22 protein-coding genes are annotated in these 20,177 nt (G+C 72.1%); 15 read left to right on the forward strand and 7 right to left on the reverse strand.

Features of this window, described 5'->3' with window-relative positions:
• Positions 1-6 precede the first annotated feature (6 nt).
• A complete protein-coding gene (locus tag BIV23_RS29900; RefSeq protein WP_071384108.1) occupies positions 7-216 on the reverse strand; it encodes a DUF397 domain-containing protein in 210 nt (69 codons plus the stop codon).
• Positions 213-1,073, reverse strand: a complete 861-nt coding sequence (locus BIV23_RS29905; protein WP_071384109.1) for a helix-turn-helix domain-containing protein — start codon at positions 1,071-1,073, stop codon at positions 213-215. Before BIV23_RS29905 ends, BIV23_RS29900 begins: the two co-directional genes overlap by 4 nt.
• Positions 1,074-1,170: 97 nt before the next feature.
• Here BIV23_RS29905 and BIV23_RS29910 point away from each other — a divergent pair, with 97 nt between their 5' ends.
• From BIV23_RS29910 to BIV23_RS29960, 11 genes are all read left to right on the forward strand, one after another.
• A complete protein-coding gene (locus BIV23_RS29910; RefSeq protein WP_071384110.1) occupies positions 1,171-1,647 on the forward strand; it encodes an ATP-binding protein in 477 nt (158 codons plus the stop codon).
• Between the two features lie 225 nt (positions 1,648-1,872).
• The gene (locus BIV23_RS29915; RefSeq protein ID WP_177240084.1) at positions 1,873-2,778 is read left to right on the forward strand and encodes a helix-turn-helix domain-containing protein; all 906 of its coding nucleotides are present in this window, start codon (positions 1,873-1,875) and stop codon (positions 2,776-2,778) included.
• Between the two features lie 49 nt (positions 2,779-2,827).
• On the forward strand, positions 2,828-3,454 hold the full coding sequence (locus BIV23_RS29920; RefSeq protein WP_071384112.1) for a Uma2 family endonuclease: 627 nt from the start codon (positions 2,828-2,830) through the stop codon (positions 3,452-3,454).
• Positions 3,455-3,598: 144 nt separating this feature from the next.
• Positions 3,599-4,294 carry a hypothetical protein gene (locus tag BIV23_RS29925; RefSeq protein ID WP_071384113.1) on the forward strand — a complete coding sequence of 232 codons (696 nt, stop codon included), beginning with the start codon at positions 3,599-3,601 and terminating at the stop codon, positions 4,292-4,294.
• 9 nt (positions 4,295-4,303) lie between these two features.
• A complete protein-coding gene (gene mshB / locus BIV23_RS29930; RefSeq protein WP_071384114.1) occupies positions 4,304-5,161 on the forward strand; it encodes an N-acetyl-1-D-myo-inositol-2-amino-2-deoxy-alpha-D-glucopyranoside deacetylase in 858 nt (285 codons plus the stop codon).
• On the forward strand, positions 5,158-5,574 hold the full coding sequence (locus BIV23_RS29935; protein WP_071384115.1) for a DUF6113 family protein: 417 nt from the start codon (positions 5,158-5,160) through the stop codon (positions 5,572-5,574). The genes mshB and BIV23_RS29935 overlap by 4 nt, the downstream gene beginning before the upstream one ends.
• A gap of 154 nt (positions 5,575-5,728) precedes the next feature.
• Entirely contained in the window at positions 5,729-8,086 is a 2,358-nt protein-coding gene (locus tag BIV23_RS29940) for a peptidoglycan binding domain-containing protein (protein WP_071384116.1), read from the forward strand.
• A gap of 167 nt (positions 8,087-8,253) precedes the next feature.
• On the forward strand, positions 8,254-9,183 hold the full coding sequence (locus BIV23_RS29945) for an ABC transporter ATP-binding protein (protein ID WP_071384117.1): 930 nt from the start codon (positions 8,254-8,256) through the stop codon (positions 9,181-9,183).
• On the forward strand, positions 9,180-9,917 hold the full coding sequence (locus BIV23_RS29950) for an ABC transporter permease (RefSeq protein WP_071384118.1): 738 nt from the start codon (positions 9,180-9,182) through the stop codon (positions 9,915-9,917). The genes BIV23_RS29945 and BIV23_RS29950 overlap by 4 nt, the downstream gene beginning before the upstream one ends.
• 5 nt (positions 9,918-9,922) lie before the next feature.
• Positions 9,923-11,116, forward strand: coding sequence for a sensor histidine kinase (locus BIV23_RS29955; protein ID WP_071384247.1), 1,194 nt, complete (start codon positions 9,923-9,925; stop codon positions 11,114-11,116).
• Entirely contained in the window at positions 11,113-11,727 is a 615-nt protein-coding gene (locus tag BIV23_RS29960) for a response regulator transcription factor (RefSeq protein WP_071384119.1), read from the forward strand. The genes BIV23_RS29955 and BIV23_RS29960 overlap by 4 nt, the downstream gene beginning before the upstream one ends.
• Positions 11,728-11,745: 18 nt before the next feature.
• Here the strand turns inward: BIV23_RS29960 and BIV23_RS29965 are convergent, their stop codons facing one another.
• Complete coding sequence (locus tag BIV23_RS29965) at positions 11,746-12,612, reverse strand: transglutaminase family protein (protein ID WP_071384120.1); 867 nt, start codon at positions 12,610-12,612, stop codon at positions 11,746-11,748.
• Between the two features lie 7 nt (positions 12,613-12,619).
• Entirely contained in the window at positions 12,620-13,651 is a 1,032-nt protein-coding gene (locus tag BIV23_RS29970) for a GNAT family N-acetyltransferase (RefSeq protein ID WP_079173484.1), read from the reverse strand.
• 140 nt (positions 13,652-13,791) lie between these two features.
• On the opposite strand from BIV23_RS29970, the gene fdxA reads away from it, so the two are divergent.
• Both fdxA and BIV23_RS29980 read left to right on the forward strand, forming a co-directional pair.
• The gene (fdxA, locus tag BIV23_RS29975) at positions 13,792-14,118 is read left to right on the forward strand and encodes a ferredoxin (RefSeq protein WP_071372957.1); all 327 of its coding nucleotides are present in this window, start codon (positions 13,792-13,794) and stop codon (positions 14,116-14,118) included.
• Positions 14,119-14,277: 159 nt separating this feature from the next.
• Positions 14,278-15,369: a bifunctional succinyldiaminopimelate transaminase/glutamate-prephenate aminotransferase gene (locus BIV23_RS29980; protein WP_071384122.1), complete on the forward strand. Its 1,092-nt coding sequence runs from the start codon at positions 14,278-14,280 to the stop codon at positions 15,367-15,369.
• Positions 15,370-15,442: 73 nt separating this feature from the next.
• Here the strand turns inward: BIV23_RS29980 and BIV23_RS29985 are convergent, their stop codons facing one another.
• The gene (locus tag BIV23_RS29985; RefSeq protein ID WP_071384123.1) at positions 15,443-15,865 is read right to left on the reverse strand and encodes an ATP-binding protein; all 423 of its coding nucleotides are present in this window, start codon (positions 15,863-15,865) and stop codon (positions 15,443-15,445) included.
• Between the two features lie 286 nt (positions 15,866-16,151).
• Positions 16,152-17,141: a VldE C-terminal domain-containing protein gene (locus tag BIV23_RS29990; protein ID WP_177240085.1), complete on the reverse strand. Its 990-nt coding sequence runs from the start codon at positions 17,139-17,141 to the stop codon at positions 16,152-16,154.
• Positions 17,142-17,259: 118 nt separating this feature from the next.
• Between BIV23_RS29990 and dapE the strand changes: the two genes are divergently transcribed.
• Together dapE and BIV23_RS30000 are read left to right on the forward strand one after the other, a co-directional pair.
• Positions 17,260-18,339 (forward strand): succinyl-diaminopimelate desuccinylase, encoded by a 1,080-nt coding sequence (gene dapE / locus BIV23_RS29995; RefSeq protein WP_071384125.1) that lies wholly within the window; start codon positions 17,260-17,262, stop codon positions 18,337-18,339.
• Positions 18,340-18,454: 115 nt separating this feature from the next.
• Positions 18,455-19,213, forward strand: a complete 759-nt coding sequence (locus tag BIV23_RS30000) for an LOG family protein (protein WP_071372952.1) — start codon at positions 18,455-18,457, stop codon at positions 19,211-19,213.
• Positions 19,214-19,235: 22 nt separating this feature from the next.
• On the opposite strand, the gene folP is transcribed toward BIV23_RS30000, so the two are convergent.
• Positions 19,236-20,096 (reverse strand): dihydropteroate synthase, encoded by an 861-nt coding sequence (gene folP, locus BIV23_RS30005; protein ID WP_071384126.1) that lies wholly within the window; start codon positions 20,094-20,096, stop codon positions 19,236-19,238.
• Positions 20,097-20,177: the final 81 nt, after the last annotated feature.

Below are 20,177 nucleotides of genomic sequence, written 5' to 3' on the forward strand. Positions count from 1 at the left end.
GTCGGGTCAGTCTTCGGACGCGTACGACACGAAGCGGGTCCAGGCCCCTGGCGTCAGCATGAGCCGGGGGCCGTCGTCGTTCTTGGAGTCGCGGACGTGGATAGTGCGAGGCGCTATCGCGATTTCGACACAAGAATTGCCGTCGTTGCCGCCGCTGTAGCTGCTCTTGAACCACACCAGCTCGGACGCGTCCCCGGCAGTGGTCTTGCGGATCATGCTTCTCCCAGCAGTTGCTCGATGAAGGCCAGCGACTCCCGCGGAGAGAGTGCCTGAGCCCGGATCGTGCCATACCGCAACTCAAGAATGCGCAGGTCTTTGGGTTCTGTGATCGGTCGGCCGTTGAACGGGCCGTCAGAGCGACCCACGGCCGCGCCGTCTGCGAACTTCAGTAGTTCGATCCGACCGTCCAGCCCGGAGTGGGTGTCGCAGTTCATCGGCATCACCTGAAGCACGACGTTGTGCAGTCGCCCGACTTCCAGCAGACGTTCGAGCTGCTGACGCCAGACCATTGTGCCCCCGATGGGACGCCGCAGGACCCCCTCTTCCAGGACGAAGCTGAGGGCTGGAGAGGGCGAGCGTTCGAAGATCGACTGGCGAGCCAGGCGAGCGGACACCATGCGTTCCACGTCGTCCGGCGAATATGGCGGCTGCGCTGCTCCGATCACCGCTCGTGCGTGCTCTCGCGTCTGCAACAACCCAGCGATGATGTGGCTCTCGTAGAGGGCGATCTCGACGGCCTTGGCCTCCAGTTCCGCCAGCGCCCGCACCTTCTTGGGATACCGGACCTTGGCCACGTCCGCCTTCATCGCCGACACCAACCCACCCGCCCCCAACACCCTGTCGGCGTTGTCCAGATACCCCGGCTGGGGAATCCGCTTGCCCCCCTCCACCTTGTAGACCAGGTCCTCGCCATAGCCGATGGCCTTGCCGAACTCGCCGGCCTTCATCCCCGCCGACTCCCGCCGCAGCTTCAACTGCCGCCCGACGGTGGCGATGACCGCGACACCCCACTCGTCGTCCGGATCCACCTCCCAACCCGGCTCGTCCGACTCGACCTTGAGCTCGTCCGTCATCACCCCTCCTGACAAGCGCCGACACACCGGACAACCGCCGGACAGTCACCGTACGCAACGGCGTAATCACTCATCACGGTAGAGGCCATCGGCCACTCTGAGTGACGTGAATCAGAAATTCGCCGACCCCGACACCCAACTCGGCAGCGGAATCCCCCACTTCACCGTCCTGCTGTCCTCCACCCCGCGCGGTGCCCGCCTGGGCAGGCTGCTCGCGGCCGACCAGCTCCGAAGCTGGAGGCTCCCCACCGACCCCGCAACGCACATCGTGGCCGAGCTGGCGGCCAACGCCGCTACTCACGGTCGCCTGCCCGGCCGCAGCTTCCGCCTCACGCTCTACGTGGTCGGCCGCACCCTCCGCATCGAGGTCACCGACACGCGCGGTGACCGTCTGCCCGAGCTGCAAGTGCCGGACAGCCATGCCGAATCCGGTCGTGGCCTCCTTCTCGTGGACGCGCTCGCGGACCGCTGGGATGTCGCCGAGGGCCGTTATCCGCGCAAGACCATCTGGGCCGAACTGGCGCTCCCCGCACCGGAACCCGCCCCCACGGGTTCCGGTGACACCAGCGACTGAAAGCCAAGAACGGACGGGGAAAAGGACCCCAACCAAACCCCACCCCCCTCCCGGCCGCGCCGCCGCCCGCTCACTCGGCCGGGTGAATATGCCTGCGTCAGCTGGATTTCACAGCCCCGGACACCCATACGCTCAGCGCAACACCACCGCAGACATGCGACGGCCCTCGCCGGGACGGCAATCCCAGTGCGAGGGCCTGACCACCGAGGAAGAGGCAACTTCCCGATGGGTAACCAGAACCCTAGCGTGCCCATGCACGCCCAGCCCCCTATCGCGGGCAACAACCACCCGAACCGGCACCCCCAAGCCCCCCACTCCGGCGGACTGATCCACCACAACACCCGCCACACCACCCGCTTCACGGTGATCGGCAACCACCTCACCCAGCACCCCGACCTCTCCCTTCTCGCGATCGGCCTGGCCTGCCACATCCAGTCGCTGCCGAAGGGCGCCCGGGTCGACATCAAGACCCTCACCGCCCGCTTCCCCGAAGGCGCCACCCGCATCGCCGCCGCCCTGCGTGAGCTGGAGGCCCATGGCTACCTGCGCCGCGAACGTGCACGCATCCCCGGCGGCCGTATCGTCACCCGGACCATCTCCTGCAACCAGCCGGCAGCCCGGCGCCACCACCCCGACAGGCCCAGCCGCCCCACCCGGCGCCCGGCAGGACCGGCCCTGGTACCGGCACCGGCAAAGCGCCCCCATCGCACCGCCCCGAAACCCCTCCCCGCCGTCCCCCAGCCGGCCTGCACCGCTCCCGCCCTCCTCCGGGCCGCCACCGACCTCCTCGCCGACCTGCGCCGCCACGACCCATGCCTCCTCCTCTCGGAGAAGGACACGGCGCATCTCGCCCCCGGCGTCGCCGCCTGGCTGGAGCGCGACGTCAGCCCCACCGCCGTACGCCAGGCCCTGACCGCCGACCTGCCACCCGAGGGACCACGACGCCCCGCCGCCTTGCTGGCCCACCGCCTCGCCACGCAGCTGCCGCCCCCACCCCCGTTCCGCGCACCAGCAGCCCCGCCGGCCGCACGACACCCGCTTCAGACCTGCGACGGCTGCGACCGCGCCTTCCGGGCGCCCGGACCGGGCCGCTGCCGCGACTGCCGATCCGATCTCCTGGAGGCCGCCTAGCATGAAAGCGACGATCCTTGCCCCTGGGCACAGACGAGGAGCGAGCGCCATGACCATCGCACCGGACGACGCGCGACAGGGCGCCTCCCACCTCTACCGGGCCATGCGTGACTTCGTGCAGTCCACGGACGACACCCTCCCCGGCAAGTTCGAGATCACCAAGGAAGGGATCGTCCTCGACATGATGTCGCCCGTGAAGCCGCACGAGCTCACCGTGCTGCGCATCCGGAAGCGCTTGGAGAAGGTGATGCCGGAAGAACTCGTGGCTCATACAGGCGAACCCGACGTGGAGGACGAGCCCGAGAGAATCCTCCGCCGCCCCGACGTGATGGTGATCGCCGAGGCGGAGATGGAGGGAGAGGGCACCTTTGATCCCCGCACGCTCATCGCCGCCGTCGAAGTCGTCTCGCGCTCGAACCCCGACAACGACTGGGTTGCCAAGATGCGCGACTACCCCTTGATCGGCGTCCCCGTGTACGCCGTGTTCGACCCACATACCGGCACCGGCGCGGTCCTCTCCGACATCCACCCCACCCCTGAGGGCCCCCGCTACGCCACCCGCAAGGACTTCGTCTACGGCGAGGACGTCACCATCGCCGACTGGACCATCCCGACCGACGGCCTGCCGCGCTACCAGGACGAGAACGCCCGCGGCGAGGGCGAGCCACAGCCCTGACACCTGAGGGGCGTCTTCCGGATACGGGGGAGCAGTTTTCGGCCACCTTGGTCCGAGGCGTCGTCGCCCGGCTTGACTGACCCCCCTGCCCCTCGGGAATCGTTCTCGTAAAGATCTTCGCGATGAGTTCTCACGGGGTAGGGCATGGCCATTTCCACACCGCAGACACGCCAGTTCGAGGCGTTCATGACGAACCTGTCCTACGCCCGACGCATGGTCAAAACGGGCGGGATGCTGACTCCGTTCCGTTCCCCGACCATCGACATCGACGACTTCTACCGGGCGGCCTGGGTGCAGGCGGTGGCAGCCATAGACCACTGGCTCCATGAGGAGGTCCTGCGCCGGGTCGCGGAGTTGGCGGCCATGGACAGCCCCGAGATGCCGTACCAGCTCCGGGTCTACGAGCTTCCCCTGCACAGGGTGGAGGCAGTGCGGCGAGGGGAGGTGACACTGTCCGAAGCCGTGGTCGAGCACTTGCGGGAGAAGCTCGCGCCCCAGGCACTCCAGCATCCCGGGAAGATTTCCGAAGTGCTGAAACTCGTGACCGAGAAAAAGGTCTGGTACGAGGCCGCTGGGTGCATCAACAAAGAGTTCTTCCAGGGGCGCACCTCGCTCAATGAGAAGAAACTCCGCAGCCGCTATCTGGAGATCACCCAGCGGCGTAACAAAATCGCGCATGACGCCGACCTCATCGACGGCGACCTGAAGCAGAGGCGCCCCATTGACGAGGCAGAGGTGACGGACGCCATCGACTGGATCGAGCGGATCGCGCTGGCCATCGCTCACGTTCTCGACGGCGAAGGTCGGGAGGTGCCCGAAGGGAGCCCGGCCGCCTCGTAGGGTGGACCCATGACGGAACTGCCCGACCGGCGTCTTCTCCTGGTGCACGCGCATCCGGACGACGAGTCGATCAACAACGGCGCGACCATGGCCCGGTACGCGGCCGAGGGGGTCCATGTGACCCTGGTCACCTGCACCCTGGGGGAGCGTGGCGAGGTCATTCCGGCCGAGCTGCGGCATCTGACCGGTGCCGCGCTGGGCCTGCACCGGCGTGGTGAGCTGGCCGACGCCGTGCGCGCGCTGGGGGTGAGCGACGCCCGGCTGCTCGGCGGCGCGGGGCGGTACGGGGACTCCGGGATGATGGGGATCTCCGACAACGAGGACCCCGGGTGCTTCTGGCAGGCCGACGTCGACGAGGCCGCCGGGCGGCTCGCCGAGGTGATCCTCGAGGTCCGGCCCCAGGTGCTCGTGGCCTACGACGACAACGGCGGATACGGCCACCCGGACCACATCCAGGCCCACCGTGTCGCCATGCGCGCCGTCGAACTGGCGGACGAGCGGGGCCACCGCATCGCCAAGGTCTACTGGAACCGTGTCCCGCGCTCTGTCGCCGAGGCTGCCTTCGAGCGGCTTCAGGAGGAGCTGCCCGGACTGCCGTTCGACAAGAGCGCGTCCCTGGCCGACGTGCCGGGTGTCGTGGACGACGAGCTGATCACCACCGCCGTCGACGGCGCGCCGTACGCCGCCGCCAAGGCCGCCGCGATGCGTGCCCACGGCACCCAGATCGAGGTGGCCGAGCCGTACTTCGCGCTCTCCAACGAGCTGGCCCAGCCGCTGTTCACCACCGAGTACTACGAGCTGGTGCGCGGCACGGCCGAGCCCGGGGAGAGCGACCTGTTCGCGGGCGTCGAAGGGGTGGGGGCATGAGCAACCCGGGACAGGGCTCGCTGCTCGCCCAGCCGCTGCAGCGGCCCTCCGCCGGACGCGTCGCCGCGTACGTCGGCCTCTTCCTGCTCGGCGCGGTCGTCGGCCTCGCCGGGACCCTCGTGCAGGCCGGCTGGTTCCCCGGCGGGCTGCTGCTCGCCCTCGTCGGCGCGGCCGGGCTCTTCCTCGGCGGGGCGTACGCCACCGGCGGGCGGGGCGGGGCCGTGGCGCCGGTGGCCGGCTGGATCATCGCCGTCATCCTGCTCACCACCTCGCGCCCCGAGGGCGACTTCCTGTTCAGTGCCGGGGGTTCGTCCTATCTCTTCCTGCTGGGTGGCATGGTGGTCGCTGTGATCTGCGCCACCATCGGCGCGGGGCGGCAACCCGGCGGCGGCCCCGCCCGACTTGGCAAGTGACGTACCACTTCGCCGTACCGCACACGTGCGAGTCCGGTGTGGGTTTCCTCAGCGGCCATGGGATAAGCGCCAGAAGTGGCCAGTATGGTGGTGCGCGCCGCCGAGCCGCCCGCGAGGTCGTAACGGGCGGCGGAGCCAACTGGGAGAACCTGCCTTGAGTCGTGAAACTGACACTCCGTCCTCCGGGCCCAACGGGCGCGGGGGAGCCGCATACCCCTCCGGCACGCCGCCGTACGGGACCCCCATGGCTACCGATGACGGTTCGGGTGCGGGCCGTTCGGGCTCGCAGCCGGAGGAGAAGAAGACCGAGACCACGCTGACGACCCGGATCCGGATCAACATCCCCGGATCCCGGCCCATTCCGCCGGTCGTCGTGCGCAAGCCGGTCGGTGACACCGACGCCGGTGAGGACGCGCCCGCCGCCGACACGCGGCCCGCGCCCGAGCGTCCGGCCGCCGGCGAGGCCCCCGCCGGACCGCCGGCCCAGGCCGACGAGAAGCCCAGCGACTGGTTCGCGCCCCGCAAGTCCTCGGCCCCCAAGGGCGGTCCGGGCGGTGGCGGGGCGGGCGGTGCCGGAACCCAGGCCGGTTCCGCCGGGGCCACCGGCGCCACGGGCGCACCGGCCGCCCGTCCGGGTGGTCCGGGGGCGTCCGGTACGACGGGTACCACCGGCGCACGCTCCGGCGGCGGCCGTCCCGGCGGTGTCGTCGGCTCCATGAGCGTGCCCGGCGCCGGCCGTTCCGGCACCACGAACGGCTCGGGTCTGCCCGGCGCCACCGGCGGCCCCGTCGCCCCCGGACACGGCGGCGGCACCGGCTCCTTCGACGTGACCGAGGCGCTGAACGCGGGCCCGCTGGCGGGCGGCTCCCGCTCCGGCCCGGCCGCGAACGCCGAGCCCCGCCGCGACGAGCTGCCGTACTTCTCGGAGAACGGCGGCCAGGACACCTACGGCGGTGCCGGCACCCCCGGGCACGACGGCTTCGGCACGGGCGCGAGCGGTGCCAACGGGCACGGCGGCGCCAGCGGCCTGGGCGGTCCGAACGGCCCCGGCGGCCTGGGCGGCGGCCCGGCCGGCCCCACCAGCGGCCCGGTCACCGGCGACGGCGCCCTCGCCCCGTCGCCCGGCGGTCCCCGCCCGGGCGGCGATCCGTTCGCCGCCCCGGGCAGTGGCGGCGAGCCCTTCGGCAGCCCGGCCGGCGGCTTCGACGCCCCCGGCGGCCGGAGCACTCCGCCCCCGCGCAGCGCCCTCGCCGACATCGCCGACCTGGACGGTCCCACGGCGCCCGGCGCTCCGGCCGCTGCCCCGGGTGGTCCCGGCGGTCTCGGCCCCGGCGGCGGGATCAGCGACGACACCGCGATCCTCACCCCGCAGAAGCCGGCCCCGGAACCGGGCACGCCCGGCTACCGCCGTAGCGACAACGTCTCCGGACACACCGTCACCAGCGGCATCCCGGTCGTCCCGAGCGGCGGCAACTCCCCGTTCGGCGGCCCCGGGAACCGGACCGACCCGGCCGCCACACCGGAGCCCGCCCCCGCGCCGAAGCCCAAGGCGCAGGCCGCGCCCAGGAAGAAGGGCCGCAGCAAGCTGGTGCTGCTCGGCGTCGGCGTGGTCGTCGTCGCGGGCGGTGCCTACGGCGCCGGACTGCTGATGAACCACACCGACGTGCCCAAGGGCACCACGGTGCTCGGCGTCGACATCGGCGGCGGCACCCGCGACGACGCCGTCAAGAAGCTCGACGACGCGTTCGGCAGCCGGGTGAACAAGCCGCTGAAGCTCACCGTGGACGGCAGGACGGTGGCCCTCACGCCGGAGAACGCCGGGCTCCAGTTCGACTTCCAGGCCACCGTCGGCAAGGCCGCGACCAGCGACTACAACCCCATCAGCGTCGTCGGCTCGCTCTTCGGGCAGAAACGTGTGATCGCGCCCGAGATGCCGGTGGACGAGGAGAAGCTCCAGGCCGCCCTCCAGCAGGCCGGCGGCGGCTCCGGCCTCTCGTCCGACGGCACCATCAGGTTCGAGGCGGGCCGGGCCGTCGCCGTCTACGGCAAGCCGGGCAAGGGCATCGACGCGGCCTCCTCGACCCAGGCGGTCGAACAGGCCTACCGCACCGCCGTGGAGACGGACAACGCGACGCCGGTCGCCGTCCCGACGACCACGCAGCAGCCGACGGTGCCCAACGCCGAGGTCGACCGCGAGATGAAGGAGTTCGCGGAGCCGGCGATGTCCGGCATAGTGACGGTGCAGACGGACGCCGCGCACTCGATCCGGATGAGCCCGCAGAAGTCGCTGTGGAAGTTCCTCCGGGTGAAGGCCGTCAACGGCAAGCTGGTCGACAGCCCCGACATGGCCGCCCTGCAGCAGCTCTACGGCAACGCCTTCAACGGCGTGCTCATCACCCGCGGCAACGGCAAGAAGACGCAGGTCACGCCGCAGGACATCTACGGCGCTCTGCGCCAGGCGCTGATGAGCAGGACCAACCGGGTCGCGGTCATCTCGACCAACCCCAGTTAGTCACGCGGTACTTGGAGGAGCGCCCGGTGCGGACACCGGGCGCCCCTCCGTCGTACCCGTCTCCCGGCCCCGCCGTGTCTGTCACCCGATCCGCATGACATCTGTCATCCGCCTCCCAGGACCCGCGACACTGCCGGGTCCGGTGCCCGTTCGGCGAGCATGGGGGCATGACAACGACTGCGGCACCGGCCACCGCCACACCGGTGGTCGGCTTCGACCAGGTGACCAAGACGTACGGCAGTGTGCGGGCCGTGGACGGGCTCTCCCTCGCCCTGCACCCCGGCGAGACCGTCGCCCTCCTCGGCCCGAACGGGGCCGGCAAGTCCACCACCCTCGATCTGCTCCTCGGTCTGAAGAACGCCGACAGCGGCACGGTGAACGTGTTCGGCACCAGTCCGCGCGAGGCCATCGTCGCCGGGCGCGTCGGCGCCATGCTGCAGAGCGGCGGCCTGATGGACGAGGTCACCGTCGGCGAGATGGTGAAGCTGGCCTGCTCGCTGCACCCCAAGGCGTACAAGGCCGCCGACGTGATGGCCCGCGCGGGCATCACGCAGATCGCCGACCGCAAGGTCAACAAGCTCTCCGGCGGACAGTCCCAGCGCGTCCGCTTCGCCCTCGCCACCGCCGGCGACAGCGACCTGATCATCCTGGACGAGCCGACCACCGGCATGGACGTCTCCGCCCGCCAGGCCTTCTGGGCCACCATGCGCGAGCAGGCCGACCAGGGCCGTACCGTCCTCTTCGCCACCCACTACCTCGAAGAGGCCGACGCGATCGCCGACCGGGTGCTCGTCCTGCACCGCGGCCGGCTCCTCGCCGACGGCACCGCCGCCGAGATCAAGGCCAAGGCCGGCGCCCGCCGCATCGCCTTCGACCTGGAGGGCGCCATCGACGAGGCCGCCCTGCGCGCCCTGCCCTTCCTGACCTCCGTCGACGTGTCGGGGCAGACCGTCCGCATCCAGTCGTCCGACGCCGACGCCACCGTCCACGCCCTGTACGGCCTCGGCGTCTACCCCCGCAACCTCGAAGTCGCCGGCCTCGGCCTGGAGCAGGCCTTCGTCGCCATCACGCAGGCCGAGGAGGCCAAGCAGTCATGAACGCCCTGATCAAGCTGGAACTGGTCCGCGCCTTCCGTAACAAGAAGTTCCTGTTCTTCTCGGTGCTCTACCCGGCGATCCTCTTCCTGATCATCGCGGGCAACGCCAAGGACACCAGGGTCGACGGCACGGGCCTGACTCTCCCGACGTACATGATGGTCTCCATGGCCTCCTTCGGCGCCCTGACCGCCGTGCTGATGGGCAACAGCGAGCGCATCGCCAAGGAGCGCGAGGGCGGCTGGGTGCGGCAGCTGCGGCTGACCCCGCTGCCGGGGCGCGGCTACGTCCTCGCCAAGACCGCCAGCGCCGCCGTGGTGAGCCTGCCGTCGATCGTCGTGGTCTTCCTGGCCGGCGCCGTGATCAAGCACGTACGGCTGGACGCCTGGCAGTGGCTCGCGCTCACCGGCATCATCTGGGCCGGCAGCCTCGTCTTCGCCGCGCTCGGCGTCGCCATCGGCTACGTCGCCTCCGGGGACGCGGTCCGCCCCATCACGATGATCGTCTACTTCGGTCTGTCGATCCTCGGCGGCCTGTGGATGCCGACCACGACCTTCCCGCAGTTCCTGCAGGACATCGCGAAGTGGCTGCCCACGCACGCGTACGCTGCTCTCGGGCGGGCGATCGAGCAGAGCCAGGCCCCGCACACGACGGACATCGCCATCCTCGCCGTCTACTTCGTCCTGTTCGCGGGCGGCGCTGCCTGGCTGTACCGGAAGGACACGCTGAAGGCGTGAGCACCATGACGGAAGACCAGGGGGCCGGCGACAAGCGGCCGGAGACCCAGGTACGGATCGGCCAGGCGCCCCGAGTCCGGCGCGAGGTGCTGGTCAAGGCGCTGTGGATCGGCGTCTGGCTGGTCTTCCTCAGCTCGCCGGTCCACGACCTGGTGGCCGGCGACCACACCCAGGGTGCCACCGTGGCAGGCGCCATCGGACTCACCGCGTTCGTCGGCGCCTATCTGATGCTGGTCTTCCGGAACATGGGCCGGCCCTTCGACCCGCCGTTCGCCGTCACGCTGCTCGCGGTGATGGGCGTCCTCGCCCCGCTGCTGAACTACACCCTCGGTGACGCCTGGGGCGGACTGTTCGTCTACGTCTCGGTGGCCTGCGGGGTGACCCTGCCCCTGCGCGCCGCGTCCTGGGCGATCCCGGCGACGGCCGTGGTGATGTACCTGGTCGCCCTGCACAACGGCCGGCCCGGCTGGGACGAGTCCCTGCTCCTCGTCTTCCTCATCGGCTTCGCGATGGTCGGGGTGGGCCAACTGGTCCGTACGACGATCGAGTTGCGCAAGGCCCGGGCCACCGTCGCCCATCTCGCCGCCAACGAGGAACGCCTGCGCCTCGCCCGCGACCTGCACGACCTGCTCGGCCACTCGCTCTCCCTGATCACGCTGAAGAGCGAGCTGGCCGGCCGGATGCTGCCCGACCACCCCGACAAGGCGGCCCAGCAGGTCGCCGACATCGAGCAGGTCAGCCGGCAGGCGCTGGTCGACGTGCGCGAGGCCGTCACCGGGTACCGGCGGCCCCGGCTCGCCGCCGAACTCGCCGGCACCCAGGTCGCGCTGACCGCCGCCGGTGTCGCCGCCGACATGCCCGCCGAACCCGACCTCTCCGGCGTCCCGGAGGAGTCCGAGTCCGCGCTCGCCTGGGCGCTGCGCGAGGCGGTCACCAACGTGGTCCGGCACAGCGGCGCCGACCGCTGCCTCGTCCAGCTCACCCACCGGCAGACCCTCGACGGGCCGGTCCTCGAACTCTCCGTCGAGGACAACGGATCCGGCGGCGCCGGGAGCGTCCCGGGCAACGGTCTGACCGGGCTCACCGAGCGGCTGGAGAAGGCCGGCGGCAGCCTGGAGGCGGGCCGTGCGGGGCACGGCTTCCGGCTCGTCGCCCGCGTCCCCACGGCCCCGGCGGGGGACGTAGGATCCGGGGCATGACGTGCACGATCAAGGTCCTGCTGGCCGAGGACCAGTCGATGGTCCGCGAGGCGCTGGCCGCGCTGCTCGGCCTGGAGGCGGACATCGAGGTCGTCGCCCAGGTCGCGCGCGGGGACCAGGTGCTCGCCGCCGTCGGCGCGCACGACGTGGACGTGGCCCTGCTCGACATCGAGATGCCCGGCTGCACCGGCATCGAGGCGGCCGCCCGGGTGCACCGGGAGTTCCCGCAGGTCAAGCTGGTCGTCCTGACCACCTTCGGCCGGCCCGGCTATCTGCGCAGCGCCATGGAGGCGGGCGCCGACGCCTTCCTCGTCAAGGACGCCCCGGCCGCCCAGCTCGCCGAGGCGATCCGCAGGGTGCTCGCCGGTGAGCGGGTCATCGACCCGACCCTCGCCGCCGCCGCGCTCGCCGAGGGCGCCAACCCTCTCACCGAGCGCGAACGCGAGGTGCTGCGCGCGGCGGCCGACGGCGCGACCAACGCCGAACTGGCCGGCGCCCTGCACCTCTCCCAGGGCACGGTCCGCAACTACCTCTCCACCGCCATCCAGAAGCTGGCGGTGCGCAACCGCGCGGAGGCGGTGCGGACGGCCCGGGAGAAGGGGTGGCTCTGAAAGCGCCCGGCGGGCACGTCAGTTGAGCATGGCCCGCGCGGTGTGCGCCTGTTCGCGCACCTTGCGGGCGGCCGGCTCGTCGACGACCTCGATCAGCTCGGCGTAGGCGTCCAGTTCCGCCGCCCCCGAGACGAACTCGCCGCGCTGCACCAGCAGTTGCCCCCGCTCGTAGCGCAGCCGGGCCGGGTGTGACGGCACCAGCAGCGCCAGTTCCACGGCCCACAGCGCCACGTCCGACCGCTCGGGACGGGCGGCGGCCCAGGCCCGTATGTTGTTCAGGACGCGCTGGACGACCTCCAGCGGCGCCGCGGGCTCCAGCACGGCGGGATCCAGCGGCGCTCCGGTGGCCCCGACCACGAGCAGCTCCGCGTCGGTCCCGGTCAGCACCCGGCCGCCCTCGAAGGGATCGGCCAGCACCTGCTCCTGCGCCGCGCCGAACCCCACCACGAAGTGCCCCGGCAGGGCGACCCCGTACACCGGGGCCCCCGCCCGCCGGGCGGCCTCCAGCCACACCACCGACAGCAGGATCGGCAGCCCGCGCCGGCGCCGCAGCACCTCGTGCAGCAGCGAGGACTCCAGCCGCTGGTAGTCGCCGGGCGTCCCGTGGAACGCGTAGCACCCGCCCAGCAGCCGCCGTACGGCCTCCGCCCAGGCACGCGGCCCGCCCGGCCGGTACGGCAGCTCGCCCGCCAGCCGGTCCAGCTCCAGCTGTGCCGCGTCGATCCCGTGCTCGTCCAGCGAGCCGTCCGCCGCGGCGCCGATCAGCAGGCACAGCGCGGACAGGTCCGGCCGCTCGGCGCGCGCCTCCTCGGCGAACCTGCGGCGCAGCTCGGCGGCGCGCTCCGGCGGCGGCGGATAGGGCGGCGGCAGGTGCGGGTGCGGCATGACAGGCTCAGGCCCTTCCACGGCGCTCGTCCGGTGCGTCCGGCGCCCGGTAGTGGTGGTAGGTGTGGTGCGGCGTGAAGCCCAGCGCTGCGTACAGCGCCCGCGCGCCCTCGTTGTCGGTCTCGACCTGGAGCCAGGCCGCCGACGCGCCCTCGTCCAGCGCCCGCCGGGCCAGCGCGGCCATCACCTCCGTGGCGAGCCCCGCGCGGCGCCGGGCGGGGTCCACCTCGACGGCGGCGAACCCGGCCCACCGTCCGTCCACGACGCACCGCCCGATCGCCGCCGGCGGCGCGGCAGCGTCTCCTGTGTCCCCCGGCACGGTCGCGAACCACACCGAGGGTCCCGTGCCGAGCACCCGCAGGGCCACCTCGCTCACTCCCTTGCGCTGGTACCGGGCGAGCCACGCCTCGTCCGCCTCCCGGGCCAGGGTCACACCGGCGCCCTCGGCCCGGTCCGCGACCGGCGCCAGGGCGCCGGTCCACACCTCGGCACTCACCTCCCGCACCCAGCCGCGCCGCTCCAGCTCCGCGCAGAGCAGCTCCTGTGTGCCCTCGGCGCCGGTGGCGGTCTGGACGTAGGCGGGCAGCCCACGCTCGCCGTACCAGCGTCGTACGGCATCCAGGGCCGCGTCGAGGGGGAGTCCCGGATCGCCGAGCGGCAGCACGCTGTTGGCCCGCCGGGTGAAGCCGGAGGCTGCCCGCAGCTCCCACTGGCCGAGCCGCTCGCTCTCCACGGGCTGCCAGCCGCGCGCGCCGACGCGCGCCAGTTCCTCGTACGAGGCGGCGGGCCCCCGGCGGCGCGCGGGCGCGGCGGGCACGACCTTGGCGGCTACCACGGAGTTCTCCGCGATGCGGACGCTCTCGCCGTTCCGCCGCGTGATCATGAGCACGCCATCAGTCCAGGATGTGAGAACCCCCACCGTGTCGGTGAACTTCTCCGATCTCCCTCCAGAGGCTTCCAAGCGCCGCACGGAGACGCGTTTTCCCACGTCAGCAGGGGTAATACGGACCACCAGACGTCCTGCCGCCGAGATTTCCACCGGTCAGTTCACCCCTCCTGTTCGGATCATGCTCCGGAACGGAGATACTAGGGGCGGGCATCGACGACGCCGCGCTCCCGCGCGCCAGGCGGCGGAGCCTGAGGAGGCCCGCCAGCGCCCTATCGAGGAGGAACGACAGCGTGACCTACGTCATCGCAGAGCCTTGTGTCGATCTCAAGGACAAGGCGTGCATCGAGGAGTGCCCGGTCGACTGCATTTACGAGGGCCAGCGGTCCTTGTACATCCACCCGGACGAATGCGTCGACTGTGGCGCCTGTGAACCGGTCTGCCCGGTCGAGGCGATCTTCTACGAGGACGACGTGCCGGAGGAGTGGAAGGACTACTACAAGGCGAACGTCGAGTTCTTCGACGAGCTGGGCTCGCCCGGCGGTGCCAGCAAGCTGGGGCTGATCGAGCGCGACCACCCGTTCGTCGCCGCGCTGCCGCCGCAGTCGCACGACGAGTAATCCGGTAGCGGCCCGCTCCCCCTGTTCCGGGCCCCGCCCGAACCGGGGGACCCCCGACGCCGCCTCGGTCCCGTACGGCCCCGATCGCTCCGATCACGCCGCACGGGACCGAGGCGTTTGCCGCAGCAGCCGCGCACGTACGAAAGTGAGCCACTGACCGTGTCCGCAGTCTCCGACCGCCTGCCCGACTTCCCCTGGGACAAGCTGGAGCCGTACAAGAAGACGGCAGCCGCGCACCCCGGCGGGATCGTCGACCTCTCCGTGGGCACCCCGGTCGACCCGGTGCCCGAGCTGATCCAGAAGGCCCTGATCGACGCGGCCGACTCGCCGGGCTATCCGACCGTGTGGGGCACCCCGGCGCTGCGCGACGCGATCACCGGCTGGCTGGAGCGCCGCCTCGGCGCCCGCGACCTCACCCACCGCCATGTCCTGCCGGTGGTCGGCTCCAAGGAGCTGGTGGCCTGGCTGCCGACCCAGCTCGGCCTCGGCCCGGGCGACACGGTGGCCTACCCGCGCCTCGCCTACCCGACCTACGAGGTGGGCGCCCGCCTGGCCCGCGCCGTGTACGAGGTCTACGACGACCCGCGCGACCTGGACCCGGCGAACCTGAAGCTCCTCTGGCTGAACTCCCCGTCGAACCCGACCGGCAAGGTGCTCGCCAAGGAGGACCTGACGAGCATCGTCGCCTGGGCCCGCGCCCACGGCGTCCTCGTCGTCTCCGACGAGTGCTACCTGGAGCTGGGCTGGGAGGCCGACCCCGTCTCGGTCCTGCACCCGGACGTCAACGGCGGCTCGTACGACGGCATCGTGGCCGTGCACTCCCTCTCCAAGCGCTCCAACCTGGCGGGCTACCGCGCGGCGTTCGTCGCCGGCGACCCGGCCGTCCTCGGCCCGCTGCTGGAGATCCGCAAGCACGGCGGCATGATGACTCCGGCGCCGACCCAGGCGGCCGTCGTGGCCGCCCTCGGCGACGACGCGCACGTGCACGAGCAGCGCGAGCGCTACGCCGCCCGCCGCGCGGCCCTGCGCACGGCCCTGCTCGGCCACGGCTTCCGCATCGAGCACAGCGAGGCCAGCCTCTACCTGTGGGCCACACGGGACGAGTCCTGCTGGGACACGGTCGCCCACCTGGCCGGCCTGGGCATCCTGGTGGCCCCGGGCGACTTCTACGGCGCGGCGGGCGAGACGTTCGTCCGCGTGGCCCTGACGGCGACGGACGAACGGATCCGCGCGGCCGTGGAGCGCCTGTAGCCGCTTGCCGTGCACGCACGACGAAGGGGTCCGGGGAGCACGCTCCCCGGACCCCTTCGTCGTGCTGTGGGCGTCAGCTCAGCGGCACACCCTGCACGGGCAGGCCGGACGTCGGCAGGGCGCCGCCCTTCGTCGCGCCGGACGCGGCGTCCCCGAGGACGTTCCCGGCCGACCCGGCCACGCTGCCCGCGGCCTGCTGGGCCACCGGGGCCGCCTTCTTCAGGCCGCCGCCGGCCGCCTGGCCCGCGGCCGGAACCGCCGTGCCGACCACACGGCCGCCCGCGTTGCCGGCGAGCGTGGTGGCGTTCTGGGCGGCACCGTCGGCGGTGTTGGCGAGCTGCGACGCGTCCACGGCGGACAGACCGCTCAGGTTCGGGGCCACCGTGGGCTGGCTCGGGGCCGCGCTGGCGGAGCCGGCCGCACCGACCCCGGCTGCCGCTCCCGCTGCGACGAGCAGCGCGGTACGGGCGATCCGGCGGGTCAGAGGGAGGGACATGATGCTCCATTCGACGGGAGAGAACGGTGTTGGTCCGGGCTCGGGTCCGGGCTCGGACGCCGTGACTACCGCTCGAAGCCCGCGAAGGTTGCGGACGCCTCAGGTAACGAATAGATAACGCATCGCATAATCAGGTGTGGATAAAAACGGGCAAAGAACGTCACCCTGAATCAGCGCAGAATCCTTACATCCTTTGATTTCCAAGGGCTTCCGCGTCCGGTGCGAAATCGGGCCGCCCGCCGCGGTGAACCTCGGCCGAGCAACCCTCCGGAGTGACCCCCTCGTACTACTGTCCGGTCACGATCCGGACGGCCCCCGCGGACTGCTCCGCCCCGCCGGTCCCGTCCGACGCGACCGGTTTCCACTGGCTGTCGCTGCTCCCGGCGACCCACTCGCGCCCGGCGTACGACACCCGCTGGATGTGCAGCGCCGAGGAGTTCGCGACCGCCCACTGGGCCAGCTGCCAGCCCCGCTGCCGCTCCCCGTACCCGCCGGCGTCCGGCTGCCGGCCCCGCGGCACCGGAACGGTCACCGTCCGCCCCTGCGCGGTCGCCGTCACGCTCGGCGACGGAGACGGCGAGGGCACCGGGACGCCGCCCACCTCCGCACCGGTCTCCTGGAGCGCGTCGCGCCCGAAGTCCCGTACCAGCGCGCCGCGTACGGCGTCCGGGCCGATCGCCGAGGCCCCGGGCTGCGGGCGGCCGTCGCAGGTCAGCGTGGCCGACGCGGTGCCGGTCAGGGACGCCGCCAGCAACGTGGCGTCCGGCTCGTGCTTGGCGTACGCCTCCGGGTAGCCGCTGCGCTGCACCCGCTGCGCGGCCACCGTCAGGGGAAGGCCGGTGTAGTCCGGCACCTTCGCCAGGTGGGCGTAGAAGATGCCCGCCGCGTACGCCGGGTCCATGATCTGCTCCTCGGTGCCCCAGCCCTGCGAGGGCCGCTGCTGGAACAGGCCGAGCGAATCCCGGTCGCCGTGCTGGATGTTGCGCAGCCCCGACTCCTGGATGGCCGTGGCCAGCGCGATCGCCACGGCCCGCTCGGGCATGTGGCGGCCGGTGCCGACGGCCGCGATCGTCGCCGCGTTCTGCGCCTGCTCCGGCGAGAACTCGTACGACGTCCCGTCGGCGTCGGCCGACACCACCTTGCAGCCGTGCGCCCCGCCGCCTCCGGTGACGTACTGCACCACGAGGTAGGCGGCGACGCCGCAGAGGACCAACAGGGCCGCGGAGAAACGAAAGAGACGGCCGCGACGCTTGATACGGGTGGGGGGCTCTGACACGCGTACAAGGTACTGGAGCCCCGTCCGGTCCCTACGGGGGGTCCGGCCGCTGCCGTCGGCCAGGCCGGAGCAGCGCGGGGAAGCCGGCGGCCGCGGGTGACGCGTTAGGGTCGCTGGCATGGCCGACACCTCGCTTGACCTCACGCTCGACGCCGCCGCGCTCACCGCGCAGCTCGTGGACCTCCGCTCCGAGAGCGGCACCGAGAAGCCGCTCGCGGACGCGATCGAGGCCGCCCTGCGCGCCCTGCCGCACCTCACGGTGGACCGCTACGGCAACAACGTCATCGCCCGGACGAACCTGGGCCGTGCCGAGCGCGTCATCCTGGCCGGCCACATCGACACCGTCCCGATCGCGGACAACGTCCCCTCGCGGCTGGACGAGGACGGCGTGCTGTGGGGCTGCGGCACCTGCGACATGAAGTCCGGCGTCGCGGTGCAGCTGCGCATCGCGGCCACGGTCCCCGCCCCCAACCGCGACCTGACGTTCGTCTTCTACGACAACGAGGAGGTCGCCGCCGACCTCAACGGCCTCAAGCACGTCGCCGAGGCCCACCCGGAGTGGCTGGAGGGCGACTTCGCCGTGCTGCTGGAGCCGTCCGACGGCCAGGTCGAGGGCGGCTGCCAGGGCACGCTGCGCGTGCTGCTGAAGACCGAGGGCGAGCGGGCGCACTCGGCCCGCTCCTGGATGGGCGCCAACGCCATCCACGCGGCGGCCCCGATCCTGGCCCGCCTGGCGGCGTACGAGCCCCGCTACCCGGTCATCGACGGCCTGGAGTACCGCGAGGGCCTCAACGCGGTCGGCATCAGCGGCGGGGTCGCGGGCAACGTCATCCCCGACGCGTGCGTGGTGACGGTCAACTTCCGCTACGCCCCCGACCGCACCGAGGAGGAGGCCATCGCGCACGTCCGCGAGGTCTTCGCCGACTGCGGGGTGGCGGAGTTCGTCGTCGACGACCACAGCGGCGGCGCCCTGCCCGGCCTCTCCCACCCGGCCGCGGCGGCCTTCATCGAGGCCGTGGGCGGCACCCCGCTGCCGAAGTACGGCTGGACCGACGTGTCCCGCTTCTCCGCGCTCGGCGTCCCCGCCGTCAACTACGGCCCGGGCAACCCGCACTTGGCGCACAAGCGGGACGAGCGGGTGGAGACGGCCAGGATCCTCGCGGGCGAGGAGCGCCTGCGGAACTGGCTGACGGCGTAGGGACCGCCACGGCGCCGGAACCGCTGGTGCCGGTCCGGACATGCGCACGTCCCCCCTCCGTAACCCGAGGCGATCTAGTCTGAGATCGAACTACCCGCAAGTGGAGGGAGCGCACATGCCTACCGGCAACCCTGAGGGAAAGAAGATCCCGCCGGACGAGCAGCGCCTGGGCCCGGTCCTCCGACGCCGCGGGCAGGTGATCCCGAGCACCACCGACCAGCGGCTGCTGGACGAGCGCGCCCCCACGGACTGGGTCCACACCGACCCCTGGCGGGTCCTGCGGATCCAGTCGGAGTTCATCGAGGGCTTCGGCACGCTCGCCGAACTCCCGCCCGCGATCAGCGTGTTCGGCTCGGCGCGCACCCCGGTGGACTCGGCGGAGTACGACGCGGGCGTCCGGCTCGGCCGGGGCCTGGTGGAGGCGGGCTGGGCGGTGATCACGGGCGGCGGCCCGGGCTCCATGGAAGCGGCGAACAAGGGCGCCTGCGAGGCCGGCGGCACCTCCGTCGGCCTCGGCATCGAGCTGCCCTTCGAGCAGGGCCTGAACCCCTACGTCGACATCGGCCTGAACTTCCGCTACTTCTTCGTCCGCAAGATGATGTTCGTGAAGTACGCGCAGGGCTTCGTGGTCCTGCCCGGCGGCCTCGGCACCCTGGACGAACTCTTCGAGGCCCTGACCCTCGTCCAGACCCAGAAGGTCACCCGCTTCCCGATCGTCCTCTTCGGCAGCGAGTACTGGGGCGGCCTCGTCTCCTGGCTCCAGAACACCCTGGTCGCCCAGGGCAAGGCCGCGGAGAAGGACCTCCTCCTCTTCCACGTCACGGACGAGGTCTCGGAAGCGGTGGCTCTGGTCTCCAAGGAGGCGGCCCGCTAGGACCTCTCGTCGGGCCGGCCGGTCAGGCCAGGCCGCGGCGGGCCACCGCAGGGGGGCGGTGGCCCGCGATGGCGGCGACCATGTCCAGCACCTGACGGGTCTCGGCGACCTCGTGGACCCGGTACACCTGCGCCCCGAGCCACGCCGACACCGCCGTCGTCGCCAGCGTGCCGATCAGCCGTTCCTTGACCGGGCGGTCCAGGGACTCGCCCACGAAGTCCTTGTTGGACAGCGAGACCAGGACCGGCCAGCCCGTCGCGACCATCTCGGGCAGCCGTCGCGTCGCCTCCAGGCTGTGCCGGGTGTTCTTGCCGAAGTCGTGCCCCGGGTCGATCAGCACCGACTCCCGCGGCACGCCCAGCGCCACCGCCCGCTCCGCCAGAGCGACCGTCACGTCCAGGATGTCGGCCATGACGTCGTCGTACGTCACCCGGTGCGGGCGGGTACGGGGCTCGGCGCCACCCGCGTGCGTGCACACCAGGCCCACCCCGTACCGCGCCGCCACCTCCGCCAGGGCGGGGTCGACCCCGCCCCACGCGTCGTTCAGCAGATCCGCGCCCGCCTCGCACACCGCCTCGCCGACCGAGGCCCGCCAGGTGTCCACGCTGATGATCACGTCCGGGAAGCGCCGCCGCACCTCCGTCACGAAGCCGACGGTCCGCCGCGCCTCCTCCTCGGCCGTGACCTCCTCGCCCGGCCCGGCCTTCACCCCGCCGACGTCGATGATCGCGGCGCCCTCGGCCACCGCCTGCTCCACGCGCGCGAGGGCCGGCTCGTCGCGGAACGTGGCCCCCTGGTCGTAGAAGGAGTCGGGCGTCCGGTTCACGATCGCCATGATCACCGGCTCGTGCGCCCCGAATTCCCGCTTGCCCAGCCTGAGCATCCGCTGTGACCTCTCCCAGAACGTCCCGCACTACGGCCGCCTGCGACCCTAACTGTCAGACTCGCATGGCACGATCGGACC

This window comes from Streptomyces monashensis, assembly GCF_001866665.1.
In the GTDB taxonomy this organism is placed as follows: Bacteria; Actinomycetota; Actinomycetes; order Streptomycetales; family Streptomycetaceae; genus Streptomyces; species Streptomyces monashensis.

Excerpts from the sequence above, each read along its gene's own strand:
- BIV23_RS29900 (WP_071384108.1), bottom strand. The coding sequence starts at position 216 with ATGATCCGCAAGACCACTGCCGGGGACGCGTCCGAGCTGGTGTGGTTC.
- BIV23_RS29905 (WP_071384109.1), bottom strand. The coding sequence starts at position 1,073 with ATGACGGACGAGCTCAAGGTCGAGTCGGACGAGCCGGGTTGGGAGGTG.
- BIV23_RS29915 (WP_177240084.1), top strand. The coding sequence starts at position 1,873 with ATGGGTAACCAGAACCCTAGCGTGCCCATGCACGCCCAGCCCCCTATC.
- BIV23_RS29920 (WP_071384112.1), top strand. The coding sequence starts at position 2,828 with ATGACCATCGCACCGGACGACGCGCGACAGGGCGCCTCCCACCTCTAC.
- BIV23_RS29925 (WP_071384113.1), top strand. The coding sequence starts at position 3,599 with ATGGCCATTTCCACACCGCAGACACGCCAGTTCGAGGCGTTCATGACG.
- mshB (WP_071384114.1), top strand. The coding sequence starts at position 4,304 with ATGACGGAACTGCCCGACCGGCGTCTTCTCCTGGTGCACGCGCATCCG.
- BIV23_RS29935 (WP_071384115.1), top strand. The coding sequence starts at position 5,158 with ATGAGCAACCCGGGACAGGGCTCGCTGCTCGCCCAGCCGCTGCAGCGG.
- BIV23_RS29945 (WP_071384117.1), top strand. The coding sequence starts at position 8,254 with ATGACAACGACTGCGGCACCGGCCACCGCCACACCGGTGGTCGGCTTC.
- BIV23_RS29950 (WP_071384118.1), top strand. The coding sequence starts at position 9,180 with ATGAACGCCCTGATCAAGCTGGAACTGGTCCGCGCCTTCCGTAACAAG.
- BIV23_RS29955 (WP_071384247.1), top strand. The coding sequence starts at position 9,923 with ATGACGGAAGACCAGGGGGCCGGCGACAAGCGGCCGGAGACCCAGGTA.
- BIV23_RS29960 (WP_071384119.1), top strand. The coding sequence starts at position 11,113 with ATGACGTGCACGATCAAGGTCCTGCTGGCCGAGGACCAGTCGATGGTC.
- BIV23_RS29965 (WP_071384120.1), bottom strand. The coding sequence starts at position 12,612 with ATGCCGCACCCGCACCTGCCGCCGCCCTATCCGCCGCCGCCGGAGCGC.
- BIV23_RS29985 (WP_071384123.1), bottom strand. The coding sequence starts at position 15,865 with ATGTCCCTCCCTCTGACCCGCCGGATCGCCCGTACCGCGCTGCTCGTC.
- dapE (WP_071384125.1), top strand. The coding sequence starts at position 17,260 with ATGGCCGACACCTCGCTTGACCTCACGCTCGACGCCGCCGCGCTCACC.
- BIV23_RS30000 (WP_071372952.1), top strand. The coding sequence starts at position 18,455 with ATGCCTACCGGCAACCCTGAGGGAAAGAAGATCCCGCCGGACGAGCAG.
- folP (WP_071384126.1), bottom strand. The coding sequence starts at position 20,096 with ATGCTCAGGCTGGGCAAGCGGGAATTCGGGGCGCACGAGCCGGTGATC.